Source organism: Dokdonella sp. (genome assembly GCF_051958935.1).
Lineage (GTDB): Bacteria > Pseudomonadota > Gammaproteobacteria > Xanthomonadales > Rhodanobacteraceae > Dokdonella_A.
Genome location: NZ_JBQCFP010000180.1, coordinates 1 through 25,338 on the forward strand (window position 1 = coordinate 1; position 25,338 = coordinate 25,338).

At 68.6% G+C, this 25,338-nt stretch carries 23 protein-coding genes; 10 read left to right on the forward strand and 13 right to left on the reverse strand.

What is annotated here, in order from left to right; genetic code table 11:
- Positions 1 to 200: 200 nt before the first annotated feature.
- Positions 201 to 1,199: an energy transducer TonB gene (locus ACTHK2_RS16580; RefSeq protein ID WP_440246845.1), complete on the reverse strand. Its 999-nt coding sequence runs from the start codon at positions 1,197 to 1,199 to the stop codon at positions 201 to 203.
- 377 nt (positions 1,200 to 1,576) lie between these two features.
- Between ACTHK2_RS16580 and ACTHK2_RS16585 the strand changes: the two genes are divergently transcribed.
- Genes ACTHK2_RS16585 through ACTHK2_RS16600 form a run of 4 tightly spaced genes read left to right on the forward strand, consistent with a single transcriptional unit; the run spans position 1,577 to position 3,688 of the window.
- Positions 1,577 to 1,873, forward strand: a complete 297-nt coding sequence (locus ACTHK2_RS16585; protein WP_440246846.1) for a hypothetical protein — start codon at positions 1,577 to 1,579, stop codon at positions 1,871 to 1,873.
- A gap of 2 nt (positions 1,874 to 1,875) precedes the next feature.
- A complete protein-coding gene (locus ACTHK2_RS16590; protein ID WP_440246847.1) occupies positions 1,876 to 2,283 on the forward strand; it encodes a hypothetical protein in 408 nt (135 codons plus the stop codon).
- On the forward strand, positions 2,280 to 2,585 hold the full coding sequence (locus tag ACTHK2_RS16595; protein WP_440246848.1) for a hypothetical protein: 306 nt from the start codon (positions 2,280 to 2,282) through the stop codon (positions 2,583 to 2,585). Before ACTHK2_RS16590 ends, ACTHK2_RS16595 begins: the two co-directional genes overlap by 4 nt.
- Entirely contained in the window at positions 2,582 to 3,688 is a 1,107-nt protein-coding gene (locus ACTHK2_RS16600; RefSeq protein ID WP_440246849.1) for an AI-2E family transporter, read from the forward strand. The genes ACTHK2_RS16595 and ACTHK2_RS16600 overlap by 4 nt, the downstream gene beginning before the upstream one ends.
- Positions 3,689 to 3,970: 282 nt before the next feature.
- On the opposite strand, the gene metJ is transcribed toward ACTHK2_RS16600, so the two are convergent.
- Entirely contained in the window at positions 3,971 to 4,387 is a 417-nt protein-coding gene (gene metJ, locus ACTHK2_RS16605; RefSeq protein ID WP_220484574.1) for a met regulon transcriptional regulator MetJ, read from the reverse strand.
- Positions 4,388 to 4,863: 476 nt separating this feature from the next.
- Here metJ and ACTHK2_RS16610 point away from each other — a divergent pair, with 476 nt between their 5' ends.
- Entirely contained in the window at positions 4,864 to 4,992 is a 129-nt protein-coding gene (locus ACTHK2_RS16610; protein ID WP_440246850.1) for a hypothetical protein, read from the forward strand.
- A 251-nt stretch (positions 4,993 to 5,243) separates the two neighbouring features.
- Here ACTHK2_RS16610 and gcvH read toward each other — a convergent pair whose 3' ends face one another.
- Positions 5,244 to 5,642, reverse strand: coding sequence for a glycine cleavage system protein GcvH (gene gcvH, locus ACTHK2_RS16615; protein WP_440246851.1), 399 nt, complete (start codon positions 5,640 to 5,642; stop codon positions 5,244 to 5,246).
- 69 nt (positions 5,643 to 5,711) lie between these two features.
- Entirely contained in the window at positions 5,712 to 6,812 is a 1,101-nt protein-coding gene (gene gcvT / locus ACTHK2_RS16620; protein ID WP_440246852.1) for a glycine cleavage system aminomethyltransferase GcvT, read from the reverse strand.
- 304 nt (positions 6,813 to 7,116) lie between these two features.
- Between gcvT and ACTHK2_RS16625 the strand changes: the two genes are divergently transcribed.
- Positions 7,117 to 8,484, forward strand: coding sequence for a hypothetical protein (locus ACTHK2_RS16625; RefSeq protein ID WP_440246853.1), 1,368 nt, complete (start codon positions 7,117 to 7,119; stop codon positions 8,482 to 8,484).
- A 44-nt stretch (positions 8,485 to 8,528) separates the two neighbouring features.
- Here the strand turns inward: ACTHK2_RS16625 and ACTHK2_RS16630 are convergent, their stop codons facing one another.
- The 9 genes from ACTHK2_RS16630 to ACTHK2_RS16670 form a co-directional block, all read right to left on the reverse strand.
- Complete coding sequence (locus ACTHK2_RS16630) at positions 8,529 to 8,966, reverse strand: NfeD family protein (protein ID WP_440246854.1); 438 nt, start codon at positions 8,964 to 8,966, stop codon at positions 8,529 to 8,531.
- Between the two features lie 11 nt (positions 8,967 to 8,977).
- Positions 8,978 to 9,928 (reverse strand): SPFH domain-containing protein, encoded by a 951-nt coding sequence (locus tag ACTHK2_RS16635; RefSeq protein WP_440246855.1) that lies wholly within the window; start codon positions 9,926 to 9,928, stop codon positions 8,978 to 8,980.
- 272 nt (positions 9,929 to 10,200) lie between these two features.
- Entirely contained in the window at positions 10,201 to 11,523 is a 1,323-nt protein-coding gene (locus ACTHK2_RS16640) for a sensor histidine kinase (protein WP_440246856.1), read from the reverse strand.
- Between the two features lie 121 nt (positions 11,524 to 11,644).
- Entirely contained in the window at positions 11,645 to 12,994 is a 1,350-nt protein-coding gene (locus ACTHK2_RS16645) for a sigma-54-dependent transcriptional regulator (protein WP_440246857.1), read from the reverse strand.
- 173 nt (positions 12,995 to 13,167) lie between these two features.
- Positions 13,168 to 14,967: a DUF885 domain-containing protein gene (locus ACTHK2_RS16650; RefSeq protein ID WP_440246858.1), complete on the reverse strand. Its 1,800-nt coding sequence runs from the start codon at positions 14,965 to 14,967 to the stop codon at positions 13,168 to 13,170.
- Positions 14,968 to 15,143: 176 nt separating this feature from the next.
- Entirely contained in the window at positions 15,144 to 16,355 is a 1,212-nt protein-coding gene (locus ACTHK2_RS16655) for an ABC transporter permease (RefSeq protein WP_440246859.1), read from the reverse strand.
- Positions 16,356 to 16,470: 115 nt separating this feature from the next.
- The gene (locus tag ACTHK2_RS16660; protein ID WP_440246860.1) at positions 16,471 to 17,775 is read right to left on the reverse strand and encodes an ABC transporter permease; all 1,305 of its coding nucleotides are present in this window, start codon (positions 17,773 to 17,775) and stop codon (positions 16,471 to 16,473) included.
- Positions 17,776 to 17,785: 10 nt separating this feature from the next.
- Positions 17,786 to 18,514, reverse strand: coding sequence for an ABC transporter ATP-binding protein (locus tag ACTHK2_RS16665; RefSeq protein ID WP_440246861.1), 729 nt, complete (start codon positions 18,512 to 18,514; stop codon positions 17,786 to 17,788).
- Between the two features lie 113 nt (positions 18,515 to 18,627).
- A complete protein-coding gene (locus ACTHK2_RS16670; RefSeq protein ID WP_440246862.1) occupies positions 18,628 to 19,896 on the reverse strand; it encodes an efflux RND transporter periplasmic adaptor subunit in 1,269 nt (422 codons plus the stop codon).
- A gap of 292 nt (positions 19,897 to 20,188) precedes the next feature.
- Here ACTHK2_RS16670 and ACTHK2_RS16675 point away from each other — a divergent pair, with 292 nt between their 5' ends.
- The 4 genes from ACTHK2_RS16675 to ACTHK2_RS16690 all read left to right on the forward strand — a co-directional run bounded on the left by ACTHK2_RS16675 (position 20,189) and on the right by ACTHK2_RS16690 (position 24,854).
- Positions 20,189 to 20,770, forward strand: coding sequence for an RNA polymerase sigma factor (locus ACTHK2_RS16675; RefSeq protein ID WP_440246863.1), 582 nt, complete (start codon positions 20,189 to 20,191; stop codon positions 20,768 to 20,770).
- A 2-nt stretch (positions 20,771 to 20,772) separates the two neighbouring features.
- A complete protein-coding gene (locus tag ACTHK2_RS16680) occupies positions 20,773 to 21,342 on the forward strand; it encodes a hypothetical protein (RefSeq protein WP_440246864.1) in 570 nt (189 codons plus the stop codon).
- A gap of 7 nt (positions 21,343 to 21,349) precedes the next feature.
- On the forward strand, positions 21,350 to 22,603 hold the full coding sequence (locus tag ACTHK2_RS16685) for a PDZ domain-containing protein (protein ID WP_440246865.1): 1,254 nt from the start codon (positions 21,350 to 21,352) through the stop codon (positions 22,601 to 22,603).
- A 199-nt stretch (positions 22,604 to 22,802) separates the two neighbouring features.
- The gene (locus ACTHK2_RS16690; RefSeq protein WP_440246866.1) at positions 22,803 to 24,854 is read left to right on the forward strand and encodes a M13 family metallopeptidase; all 2,052 of its coding nucleotides are present in this window, start codon (positions 22,803 to 22,805) and stop codon (positions 24,852 to 24,854) included.
- Positions 24,855 to 25,338: the final 484 nt, after the last annotated feature.

Genomic DNA, 25,338 nt, shown 5'->3' on the forward strand with positions numbered 1-25,338 from the left:
CCCGCGGGGCGCACCCCTACCCCCCCTGCCCGGGCGGGGTGGGGCCCGGGGTTGTGGGGGGGGGGGGCTTCCCCCCGCGATGCCCACTCGCCGCAGCCTGTCCGAATCTGACGCAAGCCGCACAGGGCTGACACGTCGCCACGCGGGCGACGCGTGGTCGGCTGCGGCGCGGCGATCATCACCGCCGCGCCGCCGATGGCTCAGTTGCCGAGCTTGAATTCGATGCGGCGACGCAAGGTCGAGGCGACCGGCTGGCCATTCTCGAGCTTCGGATCGAACTTCGCCTGCTGCACGGCGCGTACCGCTTCGCGATCGAACACGCGCGACGGTTCGGAGGCGGTCACGTGCGCGTTCTGCACCGAGCCGTCCGCGCCGACCGTGAACTCGACTTCGACCCAGCCGTCCTGGCGATTGCGGACCGCAGCCGGCGGATAGGCCGGGCGCGGCGGCGTCAGCACGCGCACCTCGCGCGATTCTCCTACCGGCGCAGGCGGCGTCGGCGTCGCCGGTGCGGCGCTCGGGGGTGGCGTCGCCTTCGCGACATCGGTCGGGCGCGGCGCGGCCGCGGCGTCCGTCTGGGTGGGTGCCGCGCCCGCCGTCGCCGGCGTGGCCGCGGTCGTCGCGGCACCTTCGGTCGCAGCCGGCGCGCTGCCCCCTTGCGCGGTGCGCGTCGCGGCGGCTGCGGCCGCGGCATCCTGCGCGGCCTTCTGCGCGAGGTCGCGATCATTCTGCTTCTTCTTGAGGTCGAGCTTGCTGCGCAGGATCGTCAGCGTGTAGTTGCTCGGGTCCGCTTTCGCGAGCAGCGCCATGATGCGGTTGGCCTCGTCGAAGTTGCCCTGGTTGATCTGGTCCTCGACGCCCGCGGTCGCGAACGGGAACATCTCGCGCAGCGCGTCCTTGGCACCGTTGTCGTCCGGTTGCTTGGCGACGATTCTGAGGTAGTACTCCAGCGCGTTCTTGCCGGCGGGCGTGACCAGCCGGTTCTCGCTCATCGCCGAGCGCGCTTCCTTGTAGAGCTGGTCGACGCTGAGGTCCGCGCTCGCGGGTTCTGCGTTCGGCGCGGCGTCCTCGCCGGGCGCCGCGGCTTCGGTCGGCGCGGTCGTCGTCGATGTCGGCGTCGCGCCGCCGCCACCGAGGAACCACCATGCGGCGACCGCGAGCACGGCGAGGCCGAGCACGATCACGATGATTTGCGGCAATGCCAGTCCACGCACGTGCGACCGCGCTTTGCCGGCCACCGCGACGGACCGTGGCGCCGAAGCGCCGCAGCCGATTGAATTCCGCATGTCCACCCTCCCACTACTGATTGGGGCGCGCGGCGAGCCCGCGCGCGAAGCCGATGTCGTCCCCTGTATGCATATTGCACGCCATGTGCTTGTCCGGACTGGACGGTGTTGGCGTTCAGTTTCGGACATCTAAGCTTGTCCCGCGTGTCGCCGCATCGCAAGCGGAAATGTCGCGGGCGGCCGCGATCGGTCCGTGCACCCCGGTGCCGGGCCCCGCCCCGCGGTGCCTTTTCGGGTTCGCCCGCCGTGTGGCTTGGCCTCGAGGCGAACCGAACCACAGGAGCACGACGATGGCGAACGTACGCGAGATGAAGCAGCAACTGGGCGAAGCCGGCGAGGACGTCGCCGACGCCGCGAGCGAGAGCGTCGAAGCGACGCGCAGCGAGCTGCGCCGCCTGCGCGCCAAGCTGCGTGCCAACGGTGCACATCTGGAAGAAGAACTGCGCGACGCCGGCGAACGCTTCGCCGAAGGCGCGAAAACGTTCGGCAATGCCGCCGTCGAACAGGTCAAGGCGCATCCGCTCGCCGCATTCGGCGTCGCATTCGCCGCCGGCTTCATCCTGTCGCGCGCGTTCCGCAGGAGTTGAGCATGGACGCGCAGCCTGCGGGGGAGGAGGAGGCACGACCCGACGGTACCGGCGAGGGTGATTTCGCGATCGCACGTGAAGCGCTCGCGCAGGCGGTACGCGTCGCCGAGTCCGCGCTCGCGCTGCTGCGTGCCGAGCTTCGGCTCGCGCGCAGCAGTGCACTGATGCTGGTGTGGCTGTCGTTCCTGCTCGTGTTCCTCGGCGTCGGCGCCTGGCTCGCGGCCAGCGCGGCGATCGCCGTCGGCGTGTACCTGCTGAGCGGCAACCTGTTCTACGGCGTCGGCAGCGTCGCGCTCGCCAACGCCGTCGGCATCGTGCTCGTGCTGCGTGCGATGAAGACGTGCTGGCGCGACATCGCCTTGCCACGCACGCGCCGGGTGATCAGCCATTTCGGAACGGCGCGCGCATGAAGCCGACGCTGCGCCACGCCGACCTGCGCCGTGCCGCCATCGCCGCCGAAACGCACTGCCAGCGCGAACGCAGCGCGCTCGATCGCACACTCGCGCGCTTGCGTGCGCGCCGCAGGAGCCACGGCGCGCGCTGGATACTCGCTGGCGGCTTCGCCGCGGGCGCGGTCGCGGCGCGACTGCCATTCACCGTGCTGCTGCGCGTCGCGCGCTTCGTCGCGGACACGGCGTTGTTCGTGCGGCGCCTGCCGATCCTGGCCGCGAACGCGGATGCGGCGGCGGCCGCGCAGGAGCCGCCGGCATGAGCAGCGATCCGACCGTCACGGGGGAGAACGCGGAAGCATCGCCCGCGGGCGATGCCGCGGCGGCGGAAGCCGTGCTGCGCACGCGCCTCATCGGCGTGCTCGTCGCGTTGCTGATCGCCTACACCTGCGCCGTGGCGGAGACGATGATCGTGCCGATCCTCGTCGCGATCCTGCTCGGCCTCATGTTCGCGCCGCTGGTGCGCACGCTCGAGCGCTGGCACGTGCCGCGGCCGATCGGCGCGCTCGGTGCCGTCGTGATCGCCCTCGCGATCGGCGTCGGCGCGTTCGCCCTGCTCGCCGCGCCGGCGCGCGAATGGATCGCGCGCATGCCGCGCGCGCTCGCCCATCTCGAGTCGGCCATCCGCGACCTGCGCCGACCGCTGCAGGCGGCGAGCGAAGCGACGCGCGAGCTCGGCAAGCTCGCCAGCATCGATGGCGGGCAGAGCGTGCGCGTGGTCGACAGCACGCCGGGCCTGCTCGCCCAGGTCGCGAGCGCGGCACCTGCGCTGCTCGCCGGCATCACGATCATCGTCTTCCTGACGTTCCTCTTCCTGCTGCATGGCGATGCGCTGCTGCGAAAGTTCGTCGCGCTCGCGCCGCACCTGCGGGCGAAGCGCGACCTGGTCGAGGCGACGCGCCTCGCGCAGCACGAGCTCTCGCTCTACATGATCACGATCACGCTGATCAATGCGGCGCTCGGGCTCGCGACCGCCGGCGCCCTGCGCCTGCTCGGCATTCCCGATCCGTTGCTCTGGGGCGGCCTCGCCGCGCTGATGAACTTCGCGCCCTTCATCGGCCCCCTGCTGACCGCGTGCGTGCTGACGGTGGCGGGCTTCGCCGAATTCACCTCGCCCGTTTCCGCGCTCTCGGCGCCGGCCGCGTTCCTCGGTCTGCATCTGATCGAAGGGCAACTGATCACGCCGCACCTCGTCGGCCGCCGCCTCGAGCTGGATCCGGTGATGGTATTCCTCGCCCTCGTCGTGCTCGGCTGGATCTGGGGCGTCGCCGGTTTGCTGCTCGCGGTCCCGCTGATGGCCTGCACCAAGATCATCGCCACGCGCGTGCCGGGTGGCCACGTCGTCGCGACGCTGTTGTCGCGCTGAAGCTCGCTGCGCCGTGCAGCCGCGCGCGCAGGCGCGCCGGGGCCTGGCGTTCGATGGCGATGCGTGTGCGGGAGAGGAGGGAAGAGCCGGAGGGGAAATTCTCTCCCTGCGCTGGGCGTATCCGCAGGGAGAGATCAGTGGCTTTCCGAGTATTGCTTGTTGTCGCGTGTTGCGATGAAGCGGTGTCGCGGTGTCACGTCTTCGGGATCGCGATGCTGCCTGGTTCCGACAGTGTCGCTGGTCCCTGGACCGCCCGTCGAATGACGGGCGGCCCGGGTGGTCTTACTTGGCCTTCTTCGCAGCCTTCTTGACGGCCTTCTTGGCCGCCTTCTTCGCTGCCGGCTTCTTCGCCGCGCCGGTCTTGCGCGCGGTTGCCGTCTTGGCCTTCGCCGTGGTCTTGCGCACCGCCTTCTTGGCGGCCTTCTTGGCGGGTTTCTTCTTCGCAGCTGCTTTCTTCATAGCCATATCGCGTCTTAGCTCCTCGTCAGTTGGCAGTGGTTGCCCAGTAAAAGCGTGAAGGAAGGCTTCACACAGCAGATCGCTGTTCGTGGCGTGGCGCAGGTTTCCGACCTGGCGGCGGGTCCGTTCGTCGGACAGAAGCTTGAGGATGTGAAAGGGAACCGACACAGTGATCTTCTTCACCGACCCGGCCTTCGCGCCGTGTTCAACGTAGGGGGCAATGAAGCGTGTCGCAGTCATGTTTCCTTTATTTGTTTGTCACGCCGACGCGGAAACTATTACTGTCCCAAGCGCGTGTCAACAAATTTCTGAGGGGAAACAAGCAGTTCCCGAACCCCCGTCGATGCCTCGCGGACGCCCCCAGGAAGCGAAAAAATACACCCGGCGGCACGACCGATATCGAGGACATTTATACGTATAGGCGTCCATTTATGGATGCGCATCCAGGATGGAAGAAAACCCGGAAAACGAGCTGCGGCGCGGGTTTCCGGGCTTTGCTACCATGCACCAACGATGCACGCGCGATAGGCGATGCGCGACTTCACGCGATCCCGCACGGTGACGCGCATTGCATCGCGGCGGCGTCGCCCCGCTCCCCCAACGGCGGGTGAACGCCCCGAAAAAATTTTTCGCGGATGGACGCCGATCGTCCCCGGCGCGGGACGATCGGAGGTGGCGGCGATCACCGCGCGGCATGCACCCGAACAACGCGAAGGATGTCCGCGCGATGGCGCGAAGTACTCGCGAACGACATTCCGATGCAGGCAGGCGAAGACGCGAACGCGCCATCGGCGATGAGCGATCGCATCCTATGTGCATCGCTGCGCGCGCTCGCCGGCGGCTGAAATGGTTCTTTGCGTCAGCGTGTACGGCATGCGGCGCACACGTCAGCCGAAGTCGTCGGCGGGGAGAGGGTGCATCCACGCAGTCGGCTGCTCCGTCTGTCGATGCGCCGCGCCTGCGCCCCGCCATTCCGGCGCAAGCGCCGCAGAGGCGGCGCCCGCCGCTCCCACAGCTACGCCGCGCAGAATGCAACAAAAAAGGGCGCGCTCGCGCACGCCCTTACTTCGATCGCGCGGCGCAGCTCGCGCGTCGCTCAGTGATCCTCGCTCTCGATCAGTTCGCCATAGGCGTCCGGGTCGAGCAGTTCCTCGAGCTCCTCGGCGAGGTTGTCCGGCCTGATCACGAACAGCCAGCCGTCGCCGTAGGCGTCCTCGTTGATCGTTTCCGGCTTGTCGGGCAGCGCCTCGTTGATCGCGACGATCTCGCCCGACACCGGCGCGTAGACGTCCGAAGCGGCCTTGACCGACTCGACCACGGCGCAGGCGTTGCCCGCCTTCACCGTGTCGCCCACGCTGGGTAACTCGACGTAAACCAGATCGCCGAGCAGGCCCTGTGCGTGGTCGGAAATGCCGCAGGTGACGGTGCCCTTGTCCTCGACGCGCGCCCACTCGTGCGACTTCATGAACTTCAGATCACCGGGAATCTCTTGCATGACACGGGTCCTTGGGTAGTCGGCGGAATGGATTCTATCAATGCGGCAACGCCTGCGCGAACGACGACGTCAGACACCCTCGCACGCCTTGCCGTCGCGCACGAACGGGTACTTCACGACGCGCACCGGTACCAGCTTGCCGCGGATGTCGACCTCGAGTGCATCGCCGGCACCGGCCGGCACGCGCGCGAACGCGATCGACTTGCCGAGCGTCGGCGAGAAACTGCCCGACAGGATCTCGCCGTCCCCGTTCGCCGTCACGACACGCTGGCCGTGGCGCAGCACCCCCTTCCCGTCCATGACCAGGCCGACCATGACGCGATGGCCACCGGCCGCCTTCTGCCGCTCGAGCGCGGCGCGACCGATGAAGTCGCGGCCCTCGTCGAGTGCAACGGTCCAGCCGAGGTTCGCCTCCCACGGCGACGCCGACTCGTCCATGTCCTGCCCATAGAGGTTCATGCCGGCCTCGAGGCGCAGCGTGTCGCGCGCGCCGAGCCCGGCGGGCGCGACGCCGGCTTCGCGCAGGCGGTTCCACAAGGCGACCGCATGCGACTCCGGCACGACGATCTCGAAACCGTCCTCGCCGGTGTAGCCGGTGCGGGCGACGAACAGCGGCATGCCGTCGGGACCCTCCGCTTCGGTCGCGACGAACTTGCCGAGCTTGGCCGCCTTCGCGCGCGTCTCCGGCGTGAGCAGGCCGAGTACCTTGTCGCGCGCATTCGGACCCTGCACCGCGATCATCGCGAAGTCCGGCCGCTCGGTCACCTTCACGTCGAACGCGGCGGCCTGGCGCGTGACCCATGCCAGGTCCTTGTCGCGCGTCGCCGCGTTGACGACGAGGCGGAAGAAGTCCTCGGCGAGGTAGTAGGCAATGAGGTCGTCGACGACGCCGCCCTGCTCGTCGAGCATGCACGAATAGAGCGCCTTGCCCCGCACCTTGAGCTTGTCGATGCTGTTGGCGAGCAGGCGGCGCAGGAATTCGCGCGTGCGCGCTCCGGTGAGATCCACCACGGTCATGTGCGAGACGTCGAACATGCCGGCGTCGCGACGCACGGCATGGTGTTCTTCGATCTGCGAGCCGTAGCTGATCGGCATGTCCCAGCCGCCGAAGTCGACCATCTTCGCGCCGAGCGCGCGGTGGCTGTCGTTGAGGATGGTCTTCTGGGTCATCGTCGGTCCGGTAGGAACAATGCGGGGCGCGCATTATCGCGGCCGTCCGCACGCAAGTCCAAGCGGCCTTGGGTGCCAGGGCCGATGGCCGAGCAGATCGGCGCATGCGGCATGCTCCTTCAAGGCGACGCGGTCGCCGCCGCGCCGCGCAGCACGAGGCCCGGCGGAGGGAGCCCCGGCCAGGCGCGGCCGCGGGCGGAGATCGGCGAAGCGCGACGGCGTACACATTTTCGAAGCGTGGTCGCGATATAAGGCATGGGCGCCTCGATGGCGCATTTTCCTCATGTACAGAAGGAATGAACGCATGAACATGCACATTGCTTCATTGGCCGCGTTGCTCGCCATGTACGCGCCCCACGCAGGCGCCGCGGAAGCGAGCGACGTGACGGACCCAACCGTGCGCGCGGTCTATCTCGACGGAGCGGTGCCGGACAAGGCGAACGTGAATGCCGACTCGCCGGCGACGATCGAGACCTACACCGAACAGGCGCTGCGCGTGACCGATGGCCAGCAGCTCGGCGTCACGCTGGCCGTGCATGGCGATACGGCCATCGCCAGCGCTCGCGATGCCACCCATCGAGGCGTCGTGTACGTCTACCAGCGTGCACTCGGCTGCTCGTTGGGTTCAGGATGCGCGTGGACGAAGAAGCAGCGGATCATGCCGGCCGACTCGGCACCGAACGACGGGTTCGGATCGGCGATCGCGTTCGACGGCACCACGCTCATGGTCGGCGCGCGCACGGCGACCGAGAACGGCCACGCCAACCAAGGCCGCGTGTACGTCTATCGCAAGGGCGACGCGCGCGGATACTCGCTGGTGCAGACGCTGGTCGCCCCGGATGGCCAGGCCGAGGATTGCTTCGGATCCGCGGCGGCGGTCGACGGCAGCGACGCGCTCGTCGGCGCGAGCTTCTGCAGCGGAACGAACCAGCTGCTCAACGGCCACGGCGCGGCTTACCGATACGTCGCCGACGCGAACGGCAACTGGACGCTCGCGCAGAAGATCGTCGCGAGCGACGGCGGCTTCGGGGAGGAGTTCGGCGCCGCGGTCGCGATCACCGCGGACACGGCGATGATCGGCGCCCCGTGGGCGTTCCAGTTCGCCCATTACGGCGTCGGCGCGGTCTACGTCTACAAGCGCGAATGCTTCACCGACGGCTGCAATCCTGCCTGGCGCGAGCGCCAGAAACTCGTCGGCTCGCCGACCTCCACAGGCATGCTGTTCGGCCGTTCGCTCGCATTCGACGGTACCGACCTGCTCGTCGGGGCGCCGTGGGCGCTGACGGGCCCCGAAGGCGAACCACTGCAGAACGTCAGCGGCGCCGTCTACGCCTTCCACCAGGATGCCGGCAATACCTGGGTGCAGTACCAGCAGCTCCTGCCGAGTGACGCATATCACGACTGGCAGTTCGGCACCTCGGTCGCGTTCGCCGGCTCCAAGGCGCTCGTCGGTGCGCCGGGCGTGGGTTGGCCCAACGCACGTGGGGGCGCCTACGTTTTCGAGCGCAGCGGATCGACGTGGTTGCAGAGCGAGGCGCTCCTCGCCGGCGACGGCACGTTGAATGACTGGTATGGAACCGCGGTCGGCATCTCGGGGGCGGGCGACCTCTTCGTCGGCGCACCGCAAGGGCTCGACAACAGCGGCCAGGGCACGGTCTACGTCTACCAGTGAGCAGAGTTCCCATGCGGCGCGCAACCGCGCGCCGCATGCGGGCCTCACACCGAGCGCACCGACAATGTCGTGCCGTCGACCGCGACCACTTCGACCTCGCTGCCGGCCGGTAGGTCCGGGCCGCTCGCGAGCCAGGCACCGTCACCTACCTTCACCTTGCCGCGACCGTTAACGATCGCCTCGACGAGGACGAAGCGCTGCCCGACCAGCTGCGCGCCGCGTTTGTTGAGCAGCGGCTGGTCGTCGCGCTGTTCGGCGAAGGGGCGCACGAACTTCCAGTACGCGCCGCACGCGGCGATCGAGAGCAGCCCGAACAGAACGGCCTGCACGAGCACGGGCAGCGCCGGGAAGATCCAGGTGATCACGCCCATCGCGCCCGCGGCGATGCCGATCCACAGCAGGAAATACCCGGGTGCGATCATCTCCGCGCCGATCAGCACCAGCGCGAGCAGCCACCAGCCGTAATTGTCGACGATGTCCATGCAGCCTCCGGTCAACGCGGCGGGGCGACGCGCGGCGCCGCCTTGTCGACCGCCTGCTTGTCGAGCGCGCTCTTGGCGAGCTCGGCGATGCCGGCGAGCGAGCCGAGCACGCCGGTGGCCTCGATCGGCAGCAGCAGCATCTTCTGGTTCGGCGAATCGGCCATCGCCTTGAGCGCCTCGACGTATTTGTTGGCGACGAAGTAGTTCAACGCGTTGACGTCACCGCTGGCGATCGCCGCCGACACGACCTCGGTCGCCTTCGCCTCGGCCGCGGCGAGTCGCTCGCGTGCCTCGGCCTCGCGGAACGCGGCTTCCTTCTGGCCCTCGGCCGCGAGGATCGCCGACTGCTTCTCGCCGTCGGCCTTGAGGATCGCCGCCTGGCGGAAGCCCTCGGCCTCGAGGATGTTCGCCCGCTTCTCGCGCTCGGCCTTCATCTGGCGCGCCATTGAATCGACGAGGTCGCGCGGCGGCTGGATGTCCTTGAGCTCGATGCGCGTGACCTTGAGGCCCCACGGATGGGTTGCCTCGTCGACGACCTTGAGCAGCGCCGCGTTGATCTGGTCGCGCTTGGACAAGGACTCGTCGAGGTCGAGGCCGCCGAGCACGGTGCGGATGTTCGTCATCACGAGGTTGATGATCGCAAGTTCCAGGTTGGCGACCTCGTAGGCCGCCTTCGCCGCATCGAGCACCTGGTAGAACACGACGCCGTCGACCTTCACGACCGCGTTGTCCTTGGTGATCACGTCCTGCGACGGCACATCGAGCACCTGCTCCATCATGTTCATCTTGCGGCCGACGTTCTGCATGACCGGAATCAACAGGTGGAACCCGGGCGTCAGCGTGTGCGTGTACTTGCCCCAGCGCTCCACCGTCCACTCGTAGCCCTGCGGCACGATGCGCACGAGCTTGGACAACAGGATCACCGCGACGACGACGACGATCAGCGGCAGATAGAGACCCATGACCTTCCCTCCCAGGATGAAGCCCCAGTATATCCCCGCCCCGCCGCCCCGCACGTTGCGCTGCGACTGGACATGGTTCGACTGAGGCCCGCAGGACGTGAAGAAGCGGAAATGAAACACGAAGCACACCGAGCACACGAAGAAGGCAAGAGCACGAGCACAAAAAAAGGCGCTCTTCCTCGGTGTGCCCGGTGTGCTTCGTGTTTCAGGCTCTTGGTCTGATCTTGCTTCCGTTCGTGTCCACAGCCCCTTTCGCGCCGCCCTTTTCGCCTTCAGTCCTTGCCTTCGGCGACCAGCGGCAGGATCAGCGTGACGGCGAGGCCGCCGCCGGGGCGGTTGGCGAGCTGCACGCGGCCGCCGTGCGCTTCGGCGATCTCGCGCGCGAGCGCGAGGCCGAGGCCGGAGCCGGCGCGCTTGGTCGAGTAGAACGGCAGCAACGCGTTCGCGAGTACGGTTTCGCTCATGCCGCTGCCACGATCGGCGACCTCGATGCGCGTTTCACGCGCGCCTTGCGCCACGCCGATTTCGATCGCCTCGGCAGGCCCGCCCGCCTCATGCGCGTTCTTGAGAAGGTTGATGAGCACCTGTTCGACCTGCGCGCGGTCGAACCAGCCCGGCTGCGCCGGCTCGATGGCCGCGACGCGGAAGGGATAGTGGCGCGCGAGGCCGGCGAGGAACGGCGTCCACTCGACGCGCTCCGGCCGCGGCAGCGGCAGCTTGGCGAAGCGCGCGTAGCCGGAGATGAAGCCTTCGAGGTGGCGCGTGCGCTCCTCGATCGTGTCGAACACGATGCCGAGGCGCGCGCTGTCGCCGAGGCGCGCGAGTTCGCGGCCCGAATGCGACAGCGACCGGATGGGACCAAGCGAGTTGTTGATCTCGTGGCTGATCACGCTGATCACCTTCTTCCACGTCACCACGTCCTGGCGCGCGAGTTCGCGCGTGAGGCGCTTGATCTGGTAGAGGCGATGCGGCCGTCCCTGCAGCTTGAACTCGCGCTGCGAGAGGTGGAAGGTTTCGTCCTCGTGCTCGAACGGCACGCTGAACAGGCTGTCGCCGCCCCCCGCGATCGCGCGCGCGAGCGGCGCCGGCGCGCTCGCGACGAGCGCGGCGAAGTCCTCGCCGGCGAGCGACCCACCCTCGGTGAGCAGCAGGCGCGCCGCGACGTTCGCGTAGATGACGTGGCCGCCGGGCTCGACCAGCACGAGCGCGGTCGGCGTGTTCTGCACGACCGTGTCGAGCAGCAGCTCGCGCTGGAACAGGTGCTGGCGCTGCTCGCGCAGCACGCGGCCGAGCTCGTTGTGCGCGGCGACGAGTTCGCCGACTTCGTCGCCGCGGCGCGTGCCGATCGAGAAACTGAAGTCGCCGTCACGGAACGCGACCACGCTGCCCGACAGCGCGCGGATCAGCGACGCGACCGGCTGGGCGAGCTGGCGCGCGAACACGAGCGCGGGCACGCCGAGCGCGAGCACGGTCGCCGCAGCGCCGTACCAGGGCGAGCCGAACCAGACCGTCGCCCAGCCGGCGATCGCGGCCGCGGCGATCACGGCGACGAACAGCGCGGCGACGAGTTTGCCTTCGAGGGAAACGAGGCGCATGGCGTGTCAGGGCTGAGGGACTGGGGCTGAGAAGCAGCTTTGCGCATTATTGGCATGCTGCGCAGCGAAGCGGAATTCACCCTTGCGCAATCTGCCTTGCAGCCGCAGCCCTCAGTTCGGCTCAGCCCTCGGCCCTGAGGCCCGCCTTCTCCATGCGCCGGTACAGCGCCTGCCGCGACAGCCCGAGTTCGGCGGCCGCCTGGCTGATCACGCCGCGTGCGTTGCGCAACGCGGTTTCGATCGCTTCGCGGTCAGGCTCGGCATCGGCGGCGATGCGGCCGTTGCCGGTGCGCGCGGGGGCGAGGCCGAGGTCGCGCGCGGTGACGATGCCGTTCTGGCAGAGCAACGCCGCGCGCTGGATCGCATTCTTGAGTTCGCGCACGTTGCCCGGCCATGCGTGCGCGGTGAGGGCGCTGCGCGCGCTGTCGTCGAGTACCGCGGCGCCGTCGAGGAAGTGCTCGGCGAGCGGCACGATGTCGTCGCTGCGTTCGGCCAGGGGCGGCAGGCGCAGCTCGATCACGTTGAGGCGGTAGTAGAGGTCTTCGCGGAAACGGCCCTCGCGGATCATCGCGGCGACGTCCGCGTTGGTCGCGCTGACGACGCGCACCTTGACCTTGCGCGTGCGGCTGGAACCGAGCCGCTCGAACTGGCCGCTCTCGAGCACGCGCAAGAGCTTGGCCTGTCCCGCGAGCGGCAGGTTGCCGATCTCGTCGAGGAACAAGGTGCCGCCATCGGCGATCTCGAAACGGCCCTCGCGCGCGCGGTTCGGCGCGCCGGTGTAGGCGCCCGCGTCGGCACCGAAGAGCTCCGCTTCGATGAGTTCGGACGGCAGCGCGCCGCAGTTGACCGTCACGAACGGCCCGTCCTTGACCGACGAGTTGGCCTGGATGATCTCGGCGATGCGCTCCTTGCCGGCGCCGTTCGGTCCGGTGATGAGCACCGGGATGTCGGCGCGCGCGACCTGGCAGGCGAGTTCGACCACGCGCTCGGTCGCGGCCGAGGCGAACACGAGCCCACGCAGGTCGTACTTGGCATCGAGCGCCTTGCGCCGGCGCCGGCGCTCGTCACGGAAGCGCGCGACTTCGCGCGTCGCCTCGGACAGCTCCAGGAGGTTCTCGACCGTCGCGACGAGCTTGTGGTCGTCCCACGGCTTGGCCTGGTAGTCGGCTGCGCCGGCCTTGACCAGCTCCACCGCGGTCTCGAGGTGCGTCCACGCGGTGAGCAGCACGATCGGCAGGTCAGGATGGCGCTCCCGGATCGCGCGGAACAGCGCGATGCCCTCTTCGCCCGAGGTCGTGTCGGCGGTGACATTCATGTCCTGCACGACGAGGTCGACCGGCTCGCGCGCGAGCACGGCGAGGCCTTCCTCGGGCGATTGCGCGATCAAGGTTTGGATCTCGCGCAGGCCGAACAACAGGTCGAGCGAGGTTCCGACCGCGGGGTTGTCGTCGATCACAAGGACCGTTCGCATGGTTTCGTGCTGGGAGGTCGGCTCGCACATCCGCGGCTTGGATGCAGCGGGGCGCGAAAAGGTTGCGTGGGAGGGATGCAGCAGTATCGGTCGATCCGTGCATCCCGTTCAAATCGGCCGGTTCCTGCCGGCAGGACGGCGCCGCGACGGGCGCCGTCCCTCAGGTCATGCTTTCAGCCCGCGTGCGCGCCGGCCTTGCCGGCCTTCACCGCGGCGATCCACGCGCCGACGCGTGCATCGAGCACGTCGAGCGGCAGCGCGCCGCCGCCGAGCACGGTGTCGTGGAAGCCGCGGATGTCGAAGCGGTCGCCGAGTTCCTTCTTCGCGCGTGCGCGCAGGTCGAGGATCTTCAGCTGGCCGAGCTTATAGGCGAGCGCCTGCCCCGGCGTGGAGATGTAGCGGTCGGTCTCGGCCTGGATGCTCGGCTCGTCCTCGGACGAATGCTCGCGGAAGAAGTCGACCATCTGCTCGCGCGTCCAGTGCTTGTAGTGGACGCCGGTATCGAGCACGAGGCGATTGGCGCGCAGCAGCTCGTCGGAGAGGTGTCCGTAGTAGCTGAGCGGATCCTTGAAGAAGCCGAGCTCCTCGCCGAGGCGTTCGGCGTACAGCGCCCAGCCCTCGATGTACGCGGTGTAGCCGGCCTGCTGGCGGAACGGCGGCAGGCCGGGCAAGGTCTGCGCGATCGAGATCTGCATGTGATGGCCGGGCACGCCCTCGTGGTACGCGGTCGTCTCGATGTTGGTGGTGAGACGCTTGCTGAAGTCGTAGGTGTTGACGTAGATGCGACCCGGGCGCTTGCCGTCCGGCGTGCCCTGGCTGTACTCGGCGCCCGAGGCCTCCTTCTCGCGGTACTCCTGCGTCGGCAGCACCTCGACCTGGGTCTTGGGCAGCAGGCCGAACAGCTCCGGGAGCTTGGGCTGCATCTGCGCGATGTACTTCTTGTAGAGGTCGACGATCTGCTGGCGCGACGTGGCGTGCACCTTCGGATCGTTGTCCAGCGCGATTCGCATCGCCTTGAGGTCCTTGTAGCCGAGCTTGAGCGCGATTTTCGTCTGCTCGGCCTCGATGCGCTTGACCTCCGACAGGCCGAGCTCGTGGATCGCGGCCGGGTCCATCGTCGTCGTGGTCATCTGCTCGACCGCGAAACGATAGAGCGCGTCGCCGTTGGGCAACGACCACAGGCCTTCCTGCGTGCGGCCCTTCGGCGCGTAGTCCTTCTCGACGAAGTCGGCGAGCTTGCGGTACGCCGGGCGCACCTTGCCGTCGACCGCGGCAATCACCGCATCGTGCAGGCGCTTGCGGTCGGCTTCGGGCACGCTGTCGGCGAACTTCGCGACCGGCATGCCGAACACACTCGCCTCACCCGCCGGCTCGGCGATCGCGCGGCACTGCCCGACGACCTTCTCGAGCAGGAAGCGTGGCGGCATCAGCTTGTCCTTCTCGCCCTGCTTCAGGACCTCGATCAGCGAGTCGATGAGGTGCGGCACCCCGTCCAGGCGCGCGATGTAATCCTCGACGTGCTTCGTGCTGTCGAACGGCAGCGCCGAGACGAACTGCGCGAGCTGCAGGTGCGCGCCGCTGAACTGGTCGATCGGCATCTCGTAGGTCTTGAGCTCGAACGCGCGGATGCCGTCCTCGAGCTGGCGCACCATGAGTTCCTGGTTCAGGCGATCCTGTTCCCCGAACCCGGTCGTGTCGATCGCCTTGAAGCGCGCGAGGAACGCTTTCGCATCCTTGTTCTGCTGCGCGACGTGGGCGAGCGAGTAGTCGCCCCACTGGTCGTTGTAGCGGTAGTCGCCGAGGATCGAGGCGAACTCGGGCGACTCCTTGAGCTGGTACTGCCACTGCTCGGCGAGCAGGTCGTTGAGCGCCTTGACGCGTGCCGCGACGTCGTCGGCGGCGAAGGCGGATTGCATGAATCCGATGCCGATCGCGGCGGCGACGGCGAGCAGGGTGTGCGGTTTGCGCGACATGGGGGACTCCGTTCGGGTGGCGCCGGCGCGAACCGGCAGGCGCAAGGACTCCGGCGTGCGCCGGCAGGCAGCAATGGTCGGCGATCGTGCCGGCGGGCGAATGGGCCGGAAGTCGCGGGCGCGAACCGGACCGACGACGCAGGCCGTCGGTCCGGCGCATCCATGGCGCCGCGTCGTCAGACGTTGCGCGTCGCCACCGCGGGCGGCACGCGCGACGCGCGCAACGCGGGGCCGAGCACCGCGAGCTGGCCGAGCGCCCACAGGCACAGGAAGCCGATCGGCACGTAGTACCACGGCAGGCGCGGCGACTGGTACTGCTGCATCAGCCACAGGCTCAGCGCGTAGGCGAGGATGCCGCCGACGACGAGTCCGAGCGTCGTGATGATGAAGTTCTCGGTCTGGAAGTAACGCAGGATATCGAACTTGGTCGCGCCGAGCGCGCGCCGCGTGCCGATCTGGCGCGTGCGCTGGGCAACCCAGAAGCTCGCCATGCCGACGATGCCGAGCGCGGTCACCGCGAGCAGCGCGAGGATCACCGCGCCGAGGATGATCGCCATCGCACGGTCGTTCGCGTAGGCCTCGTGGCGCACCTGCTCCATGCTGCGCAGCCTGCCGATGATGCGGCTGGGGTTGGCCTCGGTCAGCTTCTGCTCGACCGTCTTCATGATCTCGTCGCGGCGACCGGGTTCGGCACGCACGAGGTAGCGCGTGTAGTTGCCGTACGGGAGGAAGTACGGGATGAACGTCGCGTGCTCGATGTCCTTGCTGTCGATCCACGGTTCCTGCGTCTTCTCGACGACGCCGATGATCGTGCTGCGCGGCTCGTCTTCGTCGAGGTAGACCTGCTTGCCGAGCGCGTCGCCCTCCGGGAACAGTTTGTCGGCGAGTGCCTTGGTCACGATGATCACCGGCGGCTGCACGCGCGCGCCCTGGTCGTGGTCCTCGATCTCCGCGGGGGTGAAGTTGCGACCGGCGATCAGCTTCACGCCGAACGTGTTGAGGCCATGGTCGTCGACCATGTAGAACGTGGAGTCGGCACTCGAGGTCTTCTGCTTGGGTTGCAGCGAGATGCCCGAGCCCCAGCCACCGCCGCTCATCGGCACCGAGTTGGAGGGGGACGCATCGACGACACCGGGAATCTGCCGCAGCAGGGCGAGGTCGGACTTCATCACCGCGCGCCCATCGTAGCCCTGGCCGAAGCCGGAACTGCCGAACACGAACGTGTCGGCCTCGTTCATGCCGCTCGGGCGGTTCATGAGGTCGAGGCGCTGGCCGATGATGAACAGCGCGTTGCAGACGATCGCGAGCGTGAGCGCGACCTGCAGGCCGATCAGGATCATCGACACCTTGCTGCGCGTCAGCGCGGAGAGGATCGGGCGGATTTCCATGGTTTTCATCCGGGAATGGGGAGACGGGAATGGGGAATCGGAAGAGCGGCTGCGGAGCGTCGCGCGGTGTCCTGCTTCGACGATTCCCGATTCCCCACTCCCGATTCCCTGCTTTTCACACCTTCAACTGCGCAGCCGGCTGCACGCGGCACGCGCGCCAGGTCGGATAGAGGCCCGCGAGCAACGCCGAGACGACCGCGAGCAGGATCGTTGTCGCGACCATCGCCCAGTCGAGGCTCGCGACCGTCTTGTATTCGGTGTAGAGCGCGCGCACCGCGAGCAAGCCGAGTCCGGTCAGCATCAGGCCGAGCACGCCGCCGGTGAGGCCGACCACGCCCGACTCGACCAGGAACTGGGTGAACACGTCGCGCCGGCTCGCGCCGAGCGCACGGCGCAGGCCGATCTCGCCGGACTTGCGCGTGAACTTGGCGAGCAGCAGGCCGATCGTGTTGACCAGGCACACCGCAAGGAACGCGAACGCGAGCCCGGTCTGCACTTCCATGTCGCGCGACACGACCTTCTGGTCCTTCATCCACTCCGTCACGTCGAGCAGGCGGTTGTTGAGCGGGCGCGGGAAGCGGCCGAGCTTCTTCTGCTCGTTGACGTAGTTGTCGAGGAACGACTTGTACTCGGCGAGTCGCGCGGGCGAGTCGAGTTGCACCCACATCTGCATCCACACGCAGTCGGACACGAGGTAGGCATCCCAGCCGTCGCCGGACGACTTCCAGCAGCTGTTGTTGCCGCTCGAACGCTGCTTGAGGTCGATCGCGGTCGTGAACGGCATGTAGAACTCGTCCGGGTCGGCGAACGCGCCGTTGGTGAGGTCGTAGTAGCGCGAACGCAGGTTCCACTTGTCGAGTACGCCGACGACGGTGTAGTCGATGCCATTGAGGCGCACGTTGCGGCCGGTGCTGTCCTGGCCGCCGAACAGCTTCTCGTTGATGTCGTGGCCGAGCACGACCACGCGCGCATGGCCCTCGTCCTGGTCGCGGTTCCACGGCGAGCCGTACTTGAAGCGCGGTTCGAACATCGCGAAGAAGTCCGAGTACGTCACGCGCGCGAGCGCCTGGAACGGCTTCAAGTCCTTGTTCTCCGGCTGCACCGGCAGCGACAGCTTGAACATCGCGGCCTGCTTGTCGGCCTTGCCCGCCTTCATCAGCGCGACCGCATCCTGGTAGGTCACCTGGTCGGGCGGCCGGCCGTCGTCGTAGTACGGCTGGTCGCCGCTCCAGTTGTCGAGCTGCACGTAATGGAGCTTGTCGCTCTTCCACGGGATCGGGTTGCTGCCCATGAGGTGCAGCACGGTCAGCGTGGTCATGCTCGCGGCGATGCCGAGCGCGATGCCGGCGACCATCAGCGCGGTCAGGATCGGGTTGCGCCTGAGGCTGCGCAGGCCCAGTTGCAGGTAGTAGGCGAACATGCGCTCCTCCTCAGGCGATCGCCGCAGTGGCAGCGTCGCCGTCGCGCACCGCCCGGCGCAGCTTCGGCTCGTCGTCGAAGTCGGTGACCTGGCCGTCGATGACGTGCACGTTGCGGTGCGCGCGTGCGGCGAGTTCCGGGTCGTGCGTGACCATCACGATCGTCGTGCCCTGGCGGTTGATTTCCTCCAGCAGTTCCATCACGCCACGCGCCATCAGCGAGTCGAGGTTGCCGGTCGGTTCGTCGGCGAGCAGCAGGCGCGGCGAACCGGCGAGCGCGCGCGCGATCGCGACGCGCTGCTGCTGGCCGCCGGAAAGTTCGGCCGGATAGTGCTTCATGCGCGAGGCGAGGCCGACGCGCGAGAGCGATTCCTCGATGCGCTTCTTGCGATCGGCCGCGCCGAAGCCGCGATAGCGCAGCGGCACGTCGACGTTGTCGAACAGGTTGAGATCGGGGATCAGGTTGAAGCTCTGGAAGATGAAGCCGATCTTCTCGTTGCGCAGGCGCGAACGCGCGTCGTCGCCGAGGCCGGCGACGTCGACGCTGTCGAGCAGGTATTCACCGCCGGTGAACTCCTCGAGCAGGCCCGTGATGTTGAGGAACGTCGTCTTGCCGGACCCGGACGGGCCGGTCACCGCGACGAATTCGCCTTCGCGTACGTTGATCGAGAAGTCGCGCAGCGCGTAGGTCTCGATCAGGTGGGTGCGGTAGACCTTCTGGAGGTGGGTCATCTTGAGCATCGGCTTGGCCTCGCTTTGTGATTCGTGATTGGTGATTGGCGATTCGTGTTCGGCGACGCGTGGAAAGGGTTCGGCTTTTCTGAATCACCGATCACGAATCACCAACCACGGCTTCAATTCAACGCCACCCTCTGCGCACCCTTGAACTCGTCGGTGCCGGAGATGACGATGCGGTCGCCTTCCTTGACGCCGCTGACGATTTCGACCGCGTTGAGGCTGGTGGCGCCGACCTGGATCGCGGTGCGCTCGGCGGTGCCGTTGCGCACGACGTAGGCGACGCGACCGGCCCCCGTGTCGACGAACGGACCGCGTTCGACCATCAGCACGTCCGGATGCTCGTCGAGCAGGATGCGCGTGGTGAGCTGCTGGTTCTGGCGCAAGCCGGCCGGCTTCTTCTCACCGAAACGCACGCGCCCGGTGACCTGGCCGTTCAGCACCTCCGGCGAGATCGCGCTGACCTCGCCCGTGTAGCGCTCGCCGCCGTCCTGGATCTCCGCGGCCATGCCGGGGCCGAGGTCGTGCGCGAATACTTCCGGCACCTGCACTTCGATCTCGAGCGCGGTGAGGTCGACCACGGTGAGGATCGGCGCGCTCGCCGCGACGTTCGCGCGCTGCTGCGCGATTAGCTGGCCGACGATGCCGTCGACCGGCGAGCGCAGCTTGAGTTCGTCGACCTGGCGGCTGAGGTCCTCGACCAGCAGTTTCTGGCGATCGAGCGCGACGCGCTTGGTCTTGAGGTTGAACGCGAGGCTGTCGCGGTCGAGTTGCACGTTGTGCTGCGCGTTCGCCTCGGACAGCTTCGCCTTCGCCAGCGCGTCCTTCGCCCGCAGCACGGTCATCTCCGGCTGCGCGCCGCGCTGGAACGCCTTCTCGTTGCGCTCGACTTCGCGTTCGGCGGTCTCGCGATCGATCGTCGCCTGCTCGTAGGCCATCTTCGACGGGGCCGCGGCCTGGCGGTTGTCTCTCGTGGTGCGCGCGACGTCGCGCGCGAGGCTGTCGAGGGTGGCCTGTTCCTGCTTGAGGCGATTGGTGAGCTCGGGCGAATCGACTTCGGCGACGATGTCGCCCTTCTTGACCTTGTCGCCCGCGTGCACGTCGAGCGTGACCGTGCCCGCGGTGCGCGCGTACAGGGTCGGGCTCACCGCGGCGACGACGCGCCCCTGCACCGAAACGTCGCGCACCAGCGTGCCGCGCTTGACCTCGGCGATGCGCAGGCGCGCCGTGCTCGCCGACGAGTCGGCCGACATCAGGCGCGCGACCGTCGGCACGACGAGGCCGATCGCGACGAGCGCGCCGAGGCCGAGCCCGATCCAGACGAACTGCTTCTTGCGGTTGCGCGGGGCGGCGATCTGGCGGTCCTGTGCCGAGGTGTCGCGGATCATTGGGGTCGGGCTCCATCGAAAGTAGTGGTCTGCGCTCCTTTCAGCAACGAGCGTGCCAATACTCAAGATACTGAATTCGTTCTATTAATCGCGCGGACACCGGGGTGCGGACACTGTCCAGACCGGAGGCGGACACGTGCCGGACAATCGGCCGTCCGCACCCCGCGGGGAAAAGGCGACGGAGGCCATTTCTCATCCATGATTCGCGGGAAGGCCCGCCAGTCCGGAGAAATGGCCTCCGTCCCCTTTTCCTCCTGCGACCAAATCACCGCGACGCGCATCTGACCAGACCGTGAGCGCAGCCAGCTTCCAGATCGACGTGCCCGACACTGTCCTCGCCCGCGCCCGGCGCGGCGAGATCGGCGCGCTCGAACAGATCTACCGCGCGTTCGAGCGCCCTTCGTACACGCTCGCGTTGCGCATGCTGGGCGATGCGGACCATGCACGCGAAACCGTGCACGACGCGATGCTGCATTTGCTCGAACGCATCGGCCAGTTCCGCGGCGAAGCGCCGTTCTGGGGCTGGCTGCGCCAGATCGTCGTCAACCAGGCGCTCATGCGCCTGCGCAAGGAACGCGGCCTCGTGCTCGAGGAACTGCCCGACGACGACGCGAGCGAAGGCCATGCGCCACCACCGTGGGCGTTCGCCGACGCGCGCCGGCTCGAACAGGCGCTCGGCCGCCTGCCCGCGCTCACGCGCAGCGTGCTCTGGCTGTACCACGTCGAGGAATACACGCACCAGGAGATCGCCGCGATGACCGGCAAGTCGGTCAGCTTCTCCAAATCGCAGGTCGCGCGCGGCAGCAGCCGCCTGCGTGCGCTGCTCGAACCGGAACAGGAGGCGGCACCGTGCCTCGGCGCGACCGCACATTGACCATGAATACCGACCGCGACCCCACGCTCGCCGCCGCACTGCGCGCCCTGCCCGATGCCGTGCCGCAAGCGGACCTCTGGCCCGGCCTCGCGCGCGAACTCGCCGCACGCCGCCGGCCACGCGCATGGCGCACCCTCGTGCCGCTCGCGCTCGCCGCCGGGCTGCTGCTCGCGATCGTGCTTCCGCGCGCACTCGTGCACGACTCCGCGCCGCCCGAAGTCGCGATCGTTGCTGCACCGACGGCGCCCACGGCGAGCGCGTCGGACGACGAACTCGACGCCCTGCGGACGCGCTCGCAAACGCTCGAACGCTGGGTCGCGGCCGTCGCCGCTCGGGCGCCGCAGAGCAGCCGTGACCTCATGGCCGCGGTCGAAGTCGAGGACCTCATCGGCCTCGTCGACCTGCAGCTGTCCGGCGCGCGCGCGCCGTCGGATGCGCTGCCGCTGTGGCGCCAGCGCGTCGCCCTGCTCGAAGACCTCGCCACCATCCGCGGCAGCGCCTTCGCGATCGCCGCCAACGACGACGGCACCACCGCCGGCGCACTCGACGCCGCGTACAACCGCATCAACTGAGGCGACCATGAATCACACACGCACCTTTCTCGCACTCGCGCTCGTCGCCGGCACCGCCGGCGCTGCCGATGCACCCGCCACCGCCAGCGCAGCACCCCGCGCCAACGCCGGCGCCCACGTGGTCGCGAAAGCCGACGCGGCGGCCGACGCGACGGCCGTGGCGAAGGCCGAAGCCGCGCGACGCGAACTCGGCGAGTTGCGTACACAGATGCGCGACCTGTCGCGGCGCATGGCGGACCTGTCGACGCAACTCGGCGACGTCGGGCCACGCGCGTACGCGTTCCGCTACATCGGCGACACCGACCGCGCGATGATCGGCGTCGTGCTCGGCGTCGAGGACGGCCATGTCGTGCTCGGCGCGCTCACGCCCGACGGCCCCGCCGCACGCGCGGGCCTGCGGTCGAGCGACGTCGTCACCGCGATCGACGGCCAGGCCGTCGCGGCAAAGACGCCGCGCGAATCGCTCGACAGGGCACGCGGTCTCCTCGCCAATCTCAAGGAAGGCCAGACCGTCTCGATCGAATACCAGCGCGGCGCGCAGAAGGGCGTCGTCGTCGTCAACGCCGAGCGCCGCGAGGCGCTCAACTGGCCCGCGCTCATGAACGAGGATCCCGAGCATCCGTTCCTGCCCCGGGACTTCAGCGAACGCATCCGCGCCGACGTCGAACGAGCATCGCGCGCCGCCGAGCGCGAAGCGCAACGCGAGGTCGCGCGCGACGCGGCCCGCACCGCTCGCGAGGCGATGGCGCAGGCGCGCGAGCACATGAACTCCAAGGAGGTGCGCGAAGCCTTCGCCAAGGCCCGCGAGGCGGCGCGCCATGCGATGCCGTGGTGGGGCCTCAACCTCGCGCCGATGAACGGCGAACTCGGCCACTACTTCGGCGTCGACCGCGGCGCGCTCGTGATCGCGAGCGACGAGGCATCGCTCCCCGGCGTGCGCGGCGGCGACGTGATCACCGAGGTCGGCAAGGAGCCGATCACGCGCCCCGAGGACGTCATGCGCGTGCTGCGCGACCAGCCCGAAGGCGAGGATGTCGCGATCAAGCTCATGCGTGATCGCAAGGTGCTTGCGCTCACGATGAAGACGCCCGAGTTCAAGTCGATCTTCAGCGTGCCCGCGCCACCAGCCTTGCCTGCGGTGCCCGCCGCGCCCGCAATGCCTGCGCACCCCGCCGCTCCGGTCGCCCCCACCGTTCCCGCCCCCGCCGCGGTGCCCGCGCCGGTGGCACCGCCGCCGCCTCCGGCGCCACCCTCGCACTGAGCCCGCGGCGATGCGCTGCACGTGCGCCCCTGCGGCACCTCGTTTCTCCTGTAGGAGCCCACCCTGAGGGCGACCTTGCGATGCGGTCGGATTGGATTGCGATTGCCGCGGTGCGGCATTGTGGACCTATGCCATTCGGGCCATGTCCAAGCGCAAGCCTTCCGCCACGATGCGTCGACTTGACCGACAGGACGACGCCATGCCCCTCGCCCATGCCCGCCGCGCATCCGCTCACCGTATCGCCCGCCACCTGCTCACTGCCGCACTCGCCGCCGCCGCGACGCCTTTGTTCGCCGCGCACGGCATCGAAGCCGGCGACATCCGCCGCGACGGTGCCGCCTGCAACGACTTCTTCGACTACGCGAACGGCGCCTGGCGCGCGAGCCATCCGATCCCCGACTACATGGATCGCTGGAGCCGTCGCTGGGAGTCGGGCGAGGTCAACAAGGAGCACGTGCGCGACATCCTCGCCGAGCTGTCGGCGCGCACCGACTGGCCCGCAGGCAGCGCCGAGCAGCTGTCCGGCGATTTCTACGCCGCCTGCATGGACGAGAAGAGCGTCAACGCGCTCGGCGTGAAGCCGGTGCAGCCGATGCTCGACGAGATCCGCGCGATCAAGGACACGGCCGGCGTGCAGCGCACGATCGGCCACCTGCACGACGTCGGCATCGCCGTGCCGTTCGTGCTCGTGCCCTCCTCCGACCTGCACGAGCCGAAGCGCGTGATCGCGCACGTCGCACCCGGCACGCTCGGCATGCCCGACCGCGACTACTACCTGAAGCCCGACAAGCGCTTCGTCGAGGCGCGCGAGAAGTACCTTGCGCACGTCACCCGGATGTTCGAACTCGCCGGTGCGAAACCCGCCGCGGCGAAGGCCGACGCGCAGGCGGTGTTCGCGTTCGAGAAGCGCCTTGCCGAGGCATCGCTCGACAACGTGCAGCTGCGCGATCCGAAGCTGCAGGACAACAAGACGACGTTCGCCCAGCTCGGCGAGCTCGTGCCCGCGTTCGACTGGAAGGCCTACTTCGACGCCGCGCACATCCCGCACGACGACGTCAACGTGACCGAGCCGAAGTACCTGCGCCAGGTGCAGAAGGAATTCGCCTCGACGCCGGCGGCGCAGTGGCGCACCTACCTCGAATGGCATGTGCTCAACGCGGCCGCCGACACGTTGTCCGCGCCGTTCGTCGAGGAGGATTTCGCGTTCAAGGGCCGCTACCTCACCGGCGCGACCGAGATGAAGCCGCGCTGGAAGCGCTGCGCCGAGGCGACCGACAACCAGCTCGGCGAAGCGCTCGGCCAGAAGTACGTCGAGAAGTACTTCCCGCCCGAGGCGAAGGCGCGCATGCAGGACATGGTGAAGAACATCCTGCTCGCGATGAAGGACACGATCCAGGGGCTCGACTGGATGGGCGATGCCACCAAGAAGAAGGCGCTCGAGAAGCTCGCGACGTTCAACCCGAAGATCGGCTATCCGGATAAGTGGAAGGACTACGCAGGCGTCGAGGTCACGCGCGGCTCGTACTGGGATGACGTCGTTTCTGCTTCGCGCTGGAACGTCGCCGACGGCCGTGCGCAGATCGGCAAGCCGGTCGATCGCGGCCGCTGGGGCATGACGCCGCCGACCTCGAACGCGTACTACAACCCGCTGCTCAACGAAATCGTGTTCCCCGCCGGCATCCTGCAGCCGCCCGCGTTCGACGTGAACGCGACCGACGCGGTCAACTACGGTGCGATCGGCGTCGTCATCGGCCACGAGATCAGCCACGGCTTCGACGACCAGGGCGCGCAGTTCGATGCGCAGGGCCGCCTTGCCAACTGGTGGACGGACGAGGACGAAGCACGCTTCAAGACGCGCGCCGAGTGCGTGGTCAAGCAGTTCGACGGCTACTTCATCGAGCCGGGCATCCACCACAACGGCAAGCTCGTGCTCGGCGAATCGATCGGCGACCTCGCCGGCGCGAAGCTCGCGTTCCTCGCCTACAAGAAGTCGCGCGAAGGCAAGCCGGCCGAGCCGACCCTCGACGGCTTCACGCCCGAGCAGCAGTTCTTTCTCTCGTGGGGCCAGTGGCGCGGCGACGAGATCCGCCCGGAGACGCAGCGCACGATGGTCCAGGGCGACCCGCACCCGATCGCGAAATACCGCGTCAACGGCCCGCTGTCGAACCTGCCGGCGTTCCGCGAAGCGTTCCAGTGCAAGGCCGACGCGCCGATGGTGCGGCAGGGGGCGGAGCGGTGCGAGGTGTGGTGACGATCGCGCGGCGGGACTCGCCGCTGCGCGGCTCGACCCGCCCTACGGCCATTCCGCTCGCGTGACGGGATCGTTCTAGGGCCCTACGCGCACCGCGCGTGCCGCCGCAACCTCGCGTCGAGCCTGCGGCGGGACTCGCCGCTGCGCGGCTCGACCCGCCCTACGGCCATTCCGCTCGCGTGACGGGGATCGTCGTAGGGCGGTACGCGCACCGCGCGTGCCGCCGCAACCTCGCGTCGAGCCTGCAGCGGGGCTCGCCGCCGCGCGGCTCGACCCGCCCCACGGTCGTTCTGCTCGCGTGACGGATCGTCGTGGGGCGGTACGCGCACCGCGCGTGCCGCCGCAACCTCGCGTCGAGCCTGCGGCGGGACTCGCCGCCGCGCGGCTCGACCCGCCCTACGGCCATTCCGCTCGCGTGACGGGGATCGTCGTAGGGCGGTACGCGCACCGCGCGTGCCGCCGCAACCTCGCGTCGAGCCTGCGG

What these genes read in the sequence shown, in the direction of transcription:
- ACTHK2_RS16585 (WP_440246846.1), top strand. Translation starts at nt 1,577, where the DNA reads ATGGCGAACGTACGCGAGATGAAGCAGCAACTGGGCGAAGCCGGCGAG.
- ACTHK2_RS16590 (WP_440246847.1), top strand. Translation starts at nt 1,876, where the DNA reads ATGGACGCGCAGCCTGCGGGGGAGGAGGAGGCACGACCCGACGGTACC.
- ACTHK2_RS16595 (WP_440246848.1), top strand. Translation starts at nt 2,280, where the DNA reads ATGAAGCCGACGCTGCGCCACGCCGACCTGCGCCGTGCCGCCATCGCC.
- ACTHK2_RS16600 (WP_440246849.1), top strand. Translation starts at nt 2,582, where the DNA reads ATGAGCAGCGATCCGACCGTCACGGGGGAGAACGCGGAAGCATCGCCC.
- metJ (WP_220484574.1), bottom strand. Translation starts at nt 4,387, where the DNA reads ATGACTGCGACACGCTTCATTGCCCCCTACGTTGAACACGGCGCGAAG.
- ACTHK2_RS16610 (WP_440246850.1), top strand. Translation starts at nt 4,864, where the DNA reads ATGTCCGCGCGATGGCGCGAAGTACTCGCGAACGACATTCCGATGCAG.
- gcvH (WP_440246851.1), bottom strand. Translation starts at nt 5,642, where the DNA reads ATGCAAGAGATTCCCGGTGATCTGAAGTTCATGAAGTCGCACGAGTGG.
- gcvT (WP_440246852.1), bottom strand. Translation starts at nt 6,812, where the DNA reads ATGACCCAGAAGACCATCCTCAACGACAGCCACCGCGCGCTCGGCGCG.
- ACTHK2_RS16625 (WP_440246853.1), top strand. Translation starts at nt 7,117, where the DNA reads ATGAACATGCACATTGCTTCATTGGCCGCGTTGCTCGCCATGTACGCG.
- ACTHK2_RS16630 (WP_440246854.1), bottom strand. Translation starts at nt 8,966, where the DNA reads ATGGACATCGTCGACAATTACGGCTGGTGGCTGCTCGCGCTGGTGCTG.
- ACTHK2_RS16635 (WP_440246855.1), bottom strand. Translation starts at nt 9,928, where the DNA reads ATGGGTCTCTATCTGCCGCTGATCGTCGTCGTCGTCGCGGTGATCCTG.
- ACTHK2_RS16640 (WP_440246856.1), bottom strand. Translation starts at nt 11,523, where the DNA reads ATGCGCCTCGTTTCCCTCGAAGGCAAACTCGTCGCCGCGCTGTTCGTC.
- ACTHK2_RS16645 (WP_440246857.1), bottom strand. Translation starts at nt 12,994, where the DNA reads ATGCGAACGGTCCTTGTGATCGACGACAACCCCGCGGTCGGAACCTCG.
- ACTHK2_RS16650 (WP_440246858.1), bottom strand. Translation starts at nt 14,967, where the DNA reads ATGTCGCGCAAACCGCACACCCTGCTCGCCGTCGCCGCCGCGATCGGC.
- ACTHK2_RS16655 (WP_440246859.1), bottom strand. Translation starts at nt 16,355, where the DNA reads ATGGAAATCCGCCCGATCCTCTCCGCGCTGACGCGCAGCAAGGTGTCG.
- ACTHK2_RS16660 (WP_440246860.1), bottom strand. Translation starts at nt 17,775, where the DNA reads ATGTTCGCCTACTACCTGCAACTGGGCCTGCGCAGCCTCAGGCGCAAC.
- ACTHK2_RS16665 (WP_440246861.1), bottom strand. Translation starts at nt 18,514, where the DNA reads ATGCTCAAGATGACCCACCTCCAGAAGGTCTACCGCACCCACCTGATC.
- ACTHK2_RS16670 (WP_440246862.1), bottom strand. Translation starts at nt 19,896, where the DNA reads ATGATCCGCGACACCTCGGCACAGGACCGCCAGATCGCCGCCCCGCGC.
- ACTHK2_RS16680 (WP_440246864.1), top strand. Translation starts at nt 20,773, where the DNA reads ATGAATACCGACCGCGACCCCACGCTCGCCGCCGCACTGCGCGCCCTG.
- ACTHK2_RS16685 (WP_440246865.1), top strand. Translation starts at nt 21,350, where the DNA reads ATGAATCACACACGCACCTTTCTCGCACTCGCGCTCGTCGCCGGCACC.
- ACTHK2_RS16690 (WP_440246866.1), top strand. Translation starts at nt 22,803, where the DNA reads ATGCCCCTCGCCCATGCCCGCCGCGCATCCGCTCACCGTATCGCCCGC.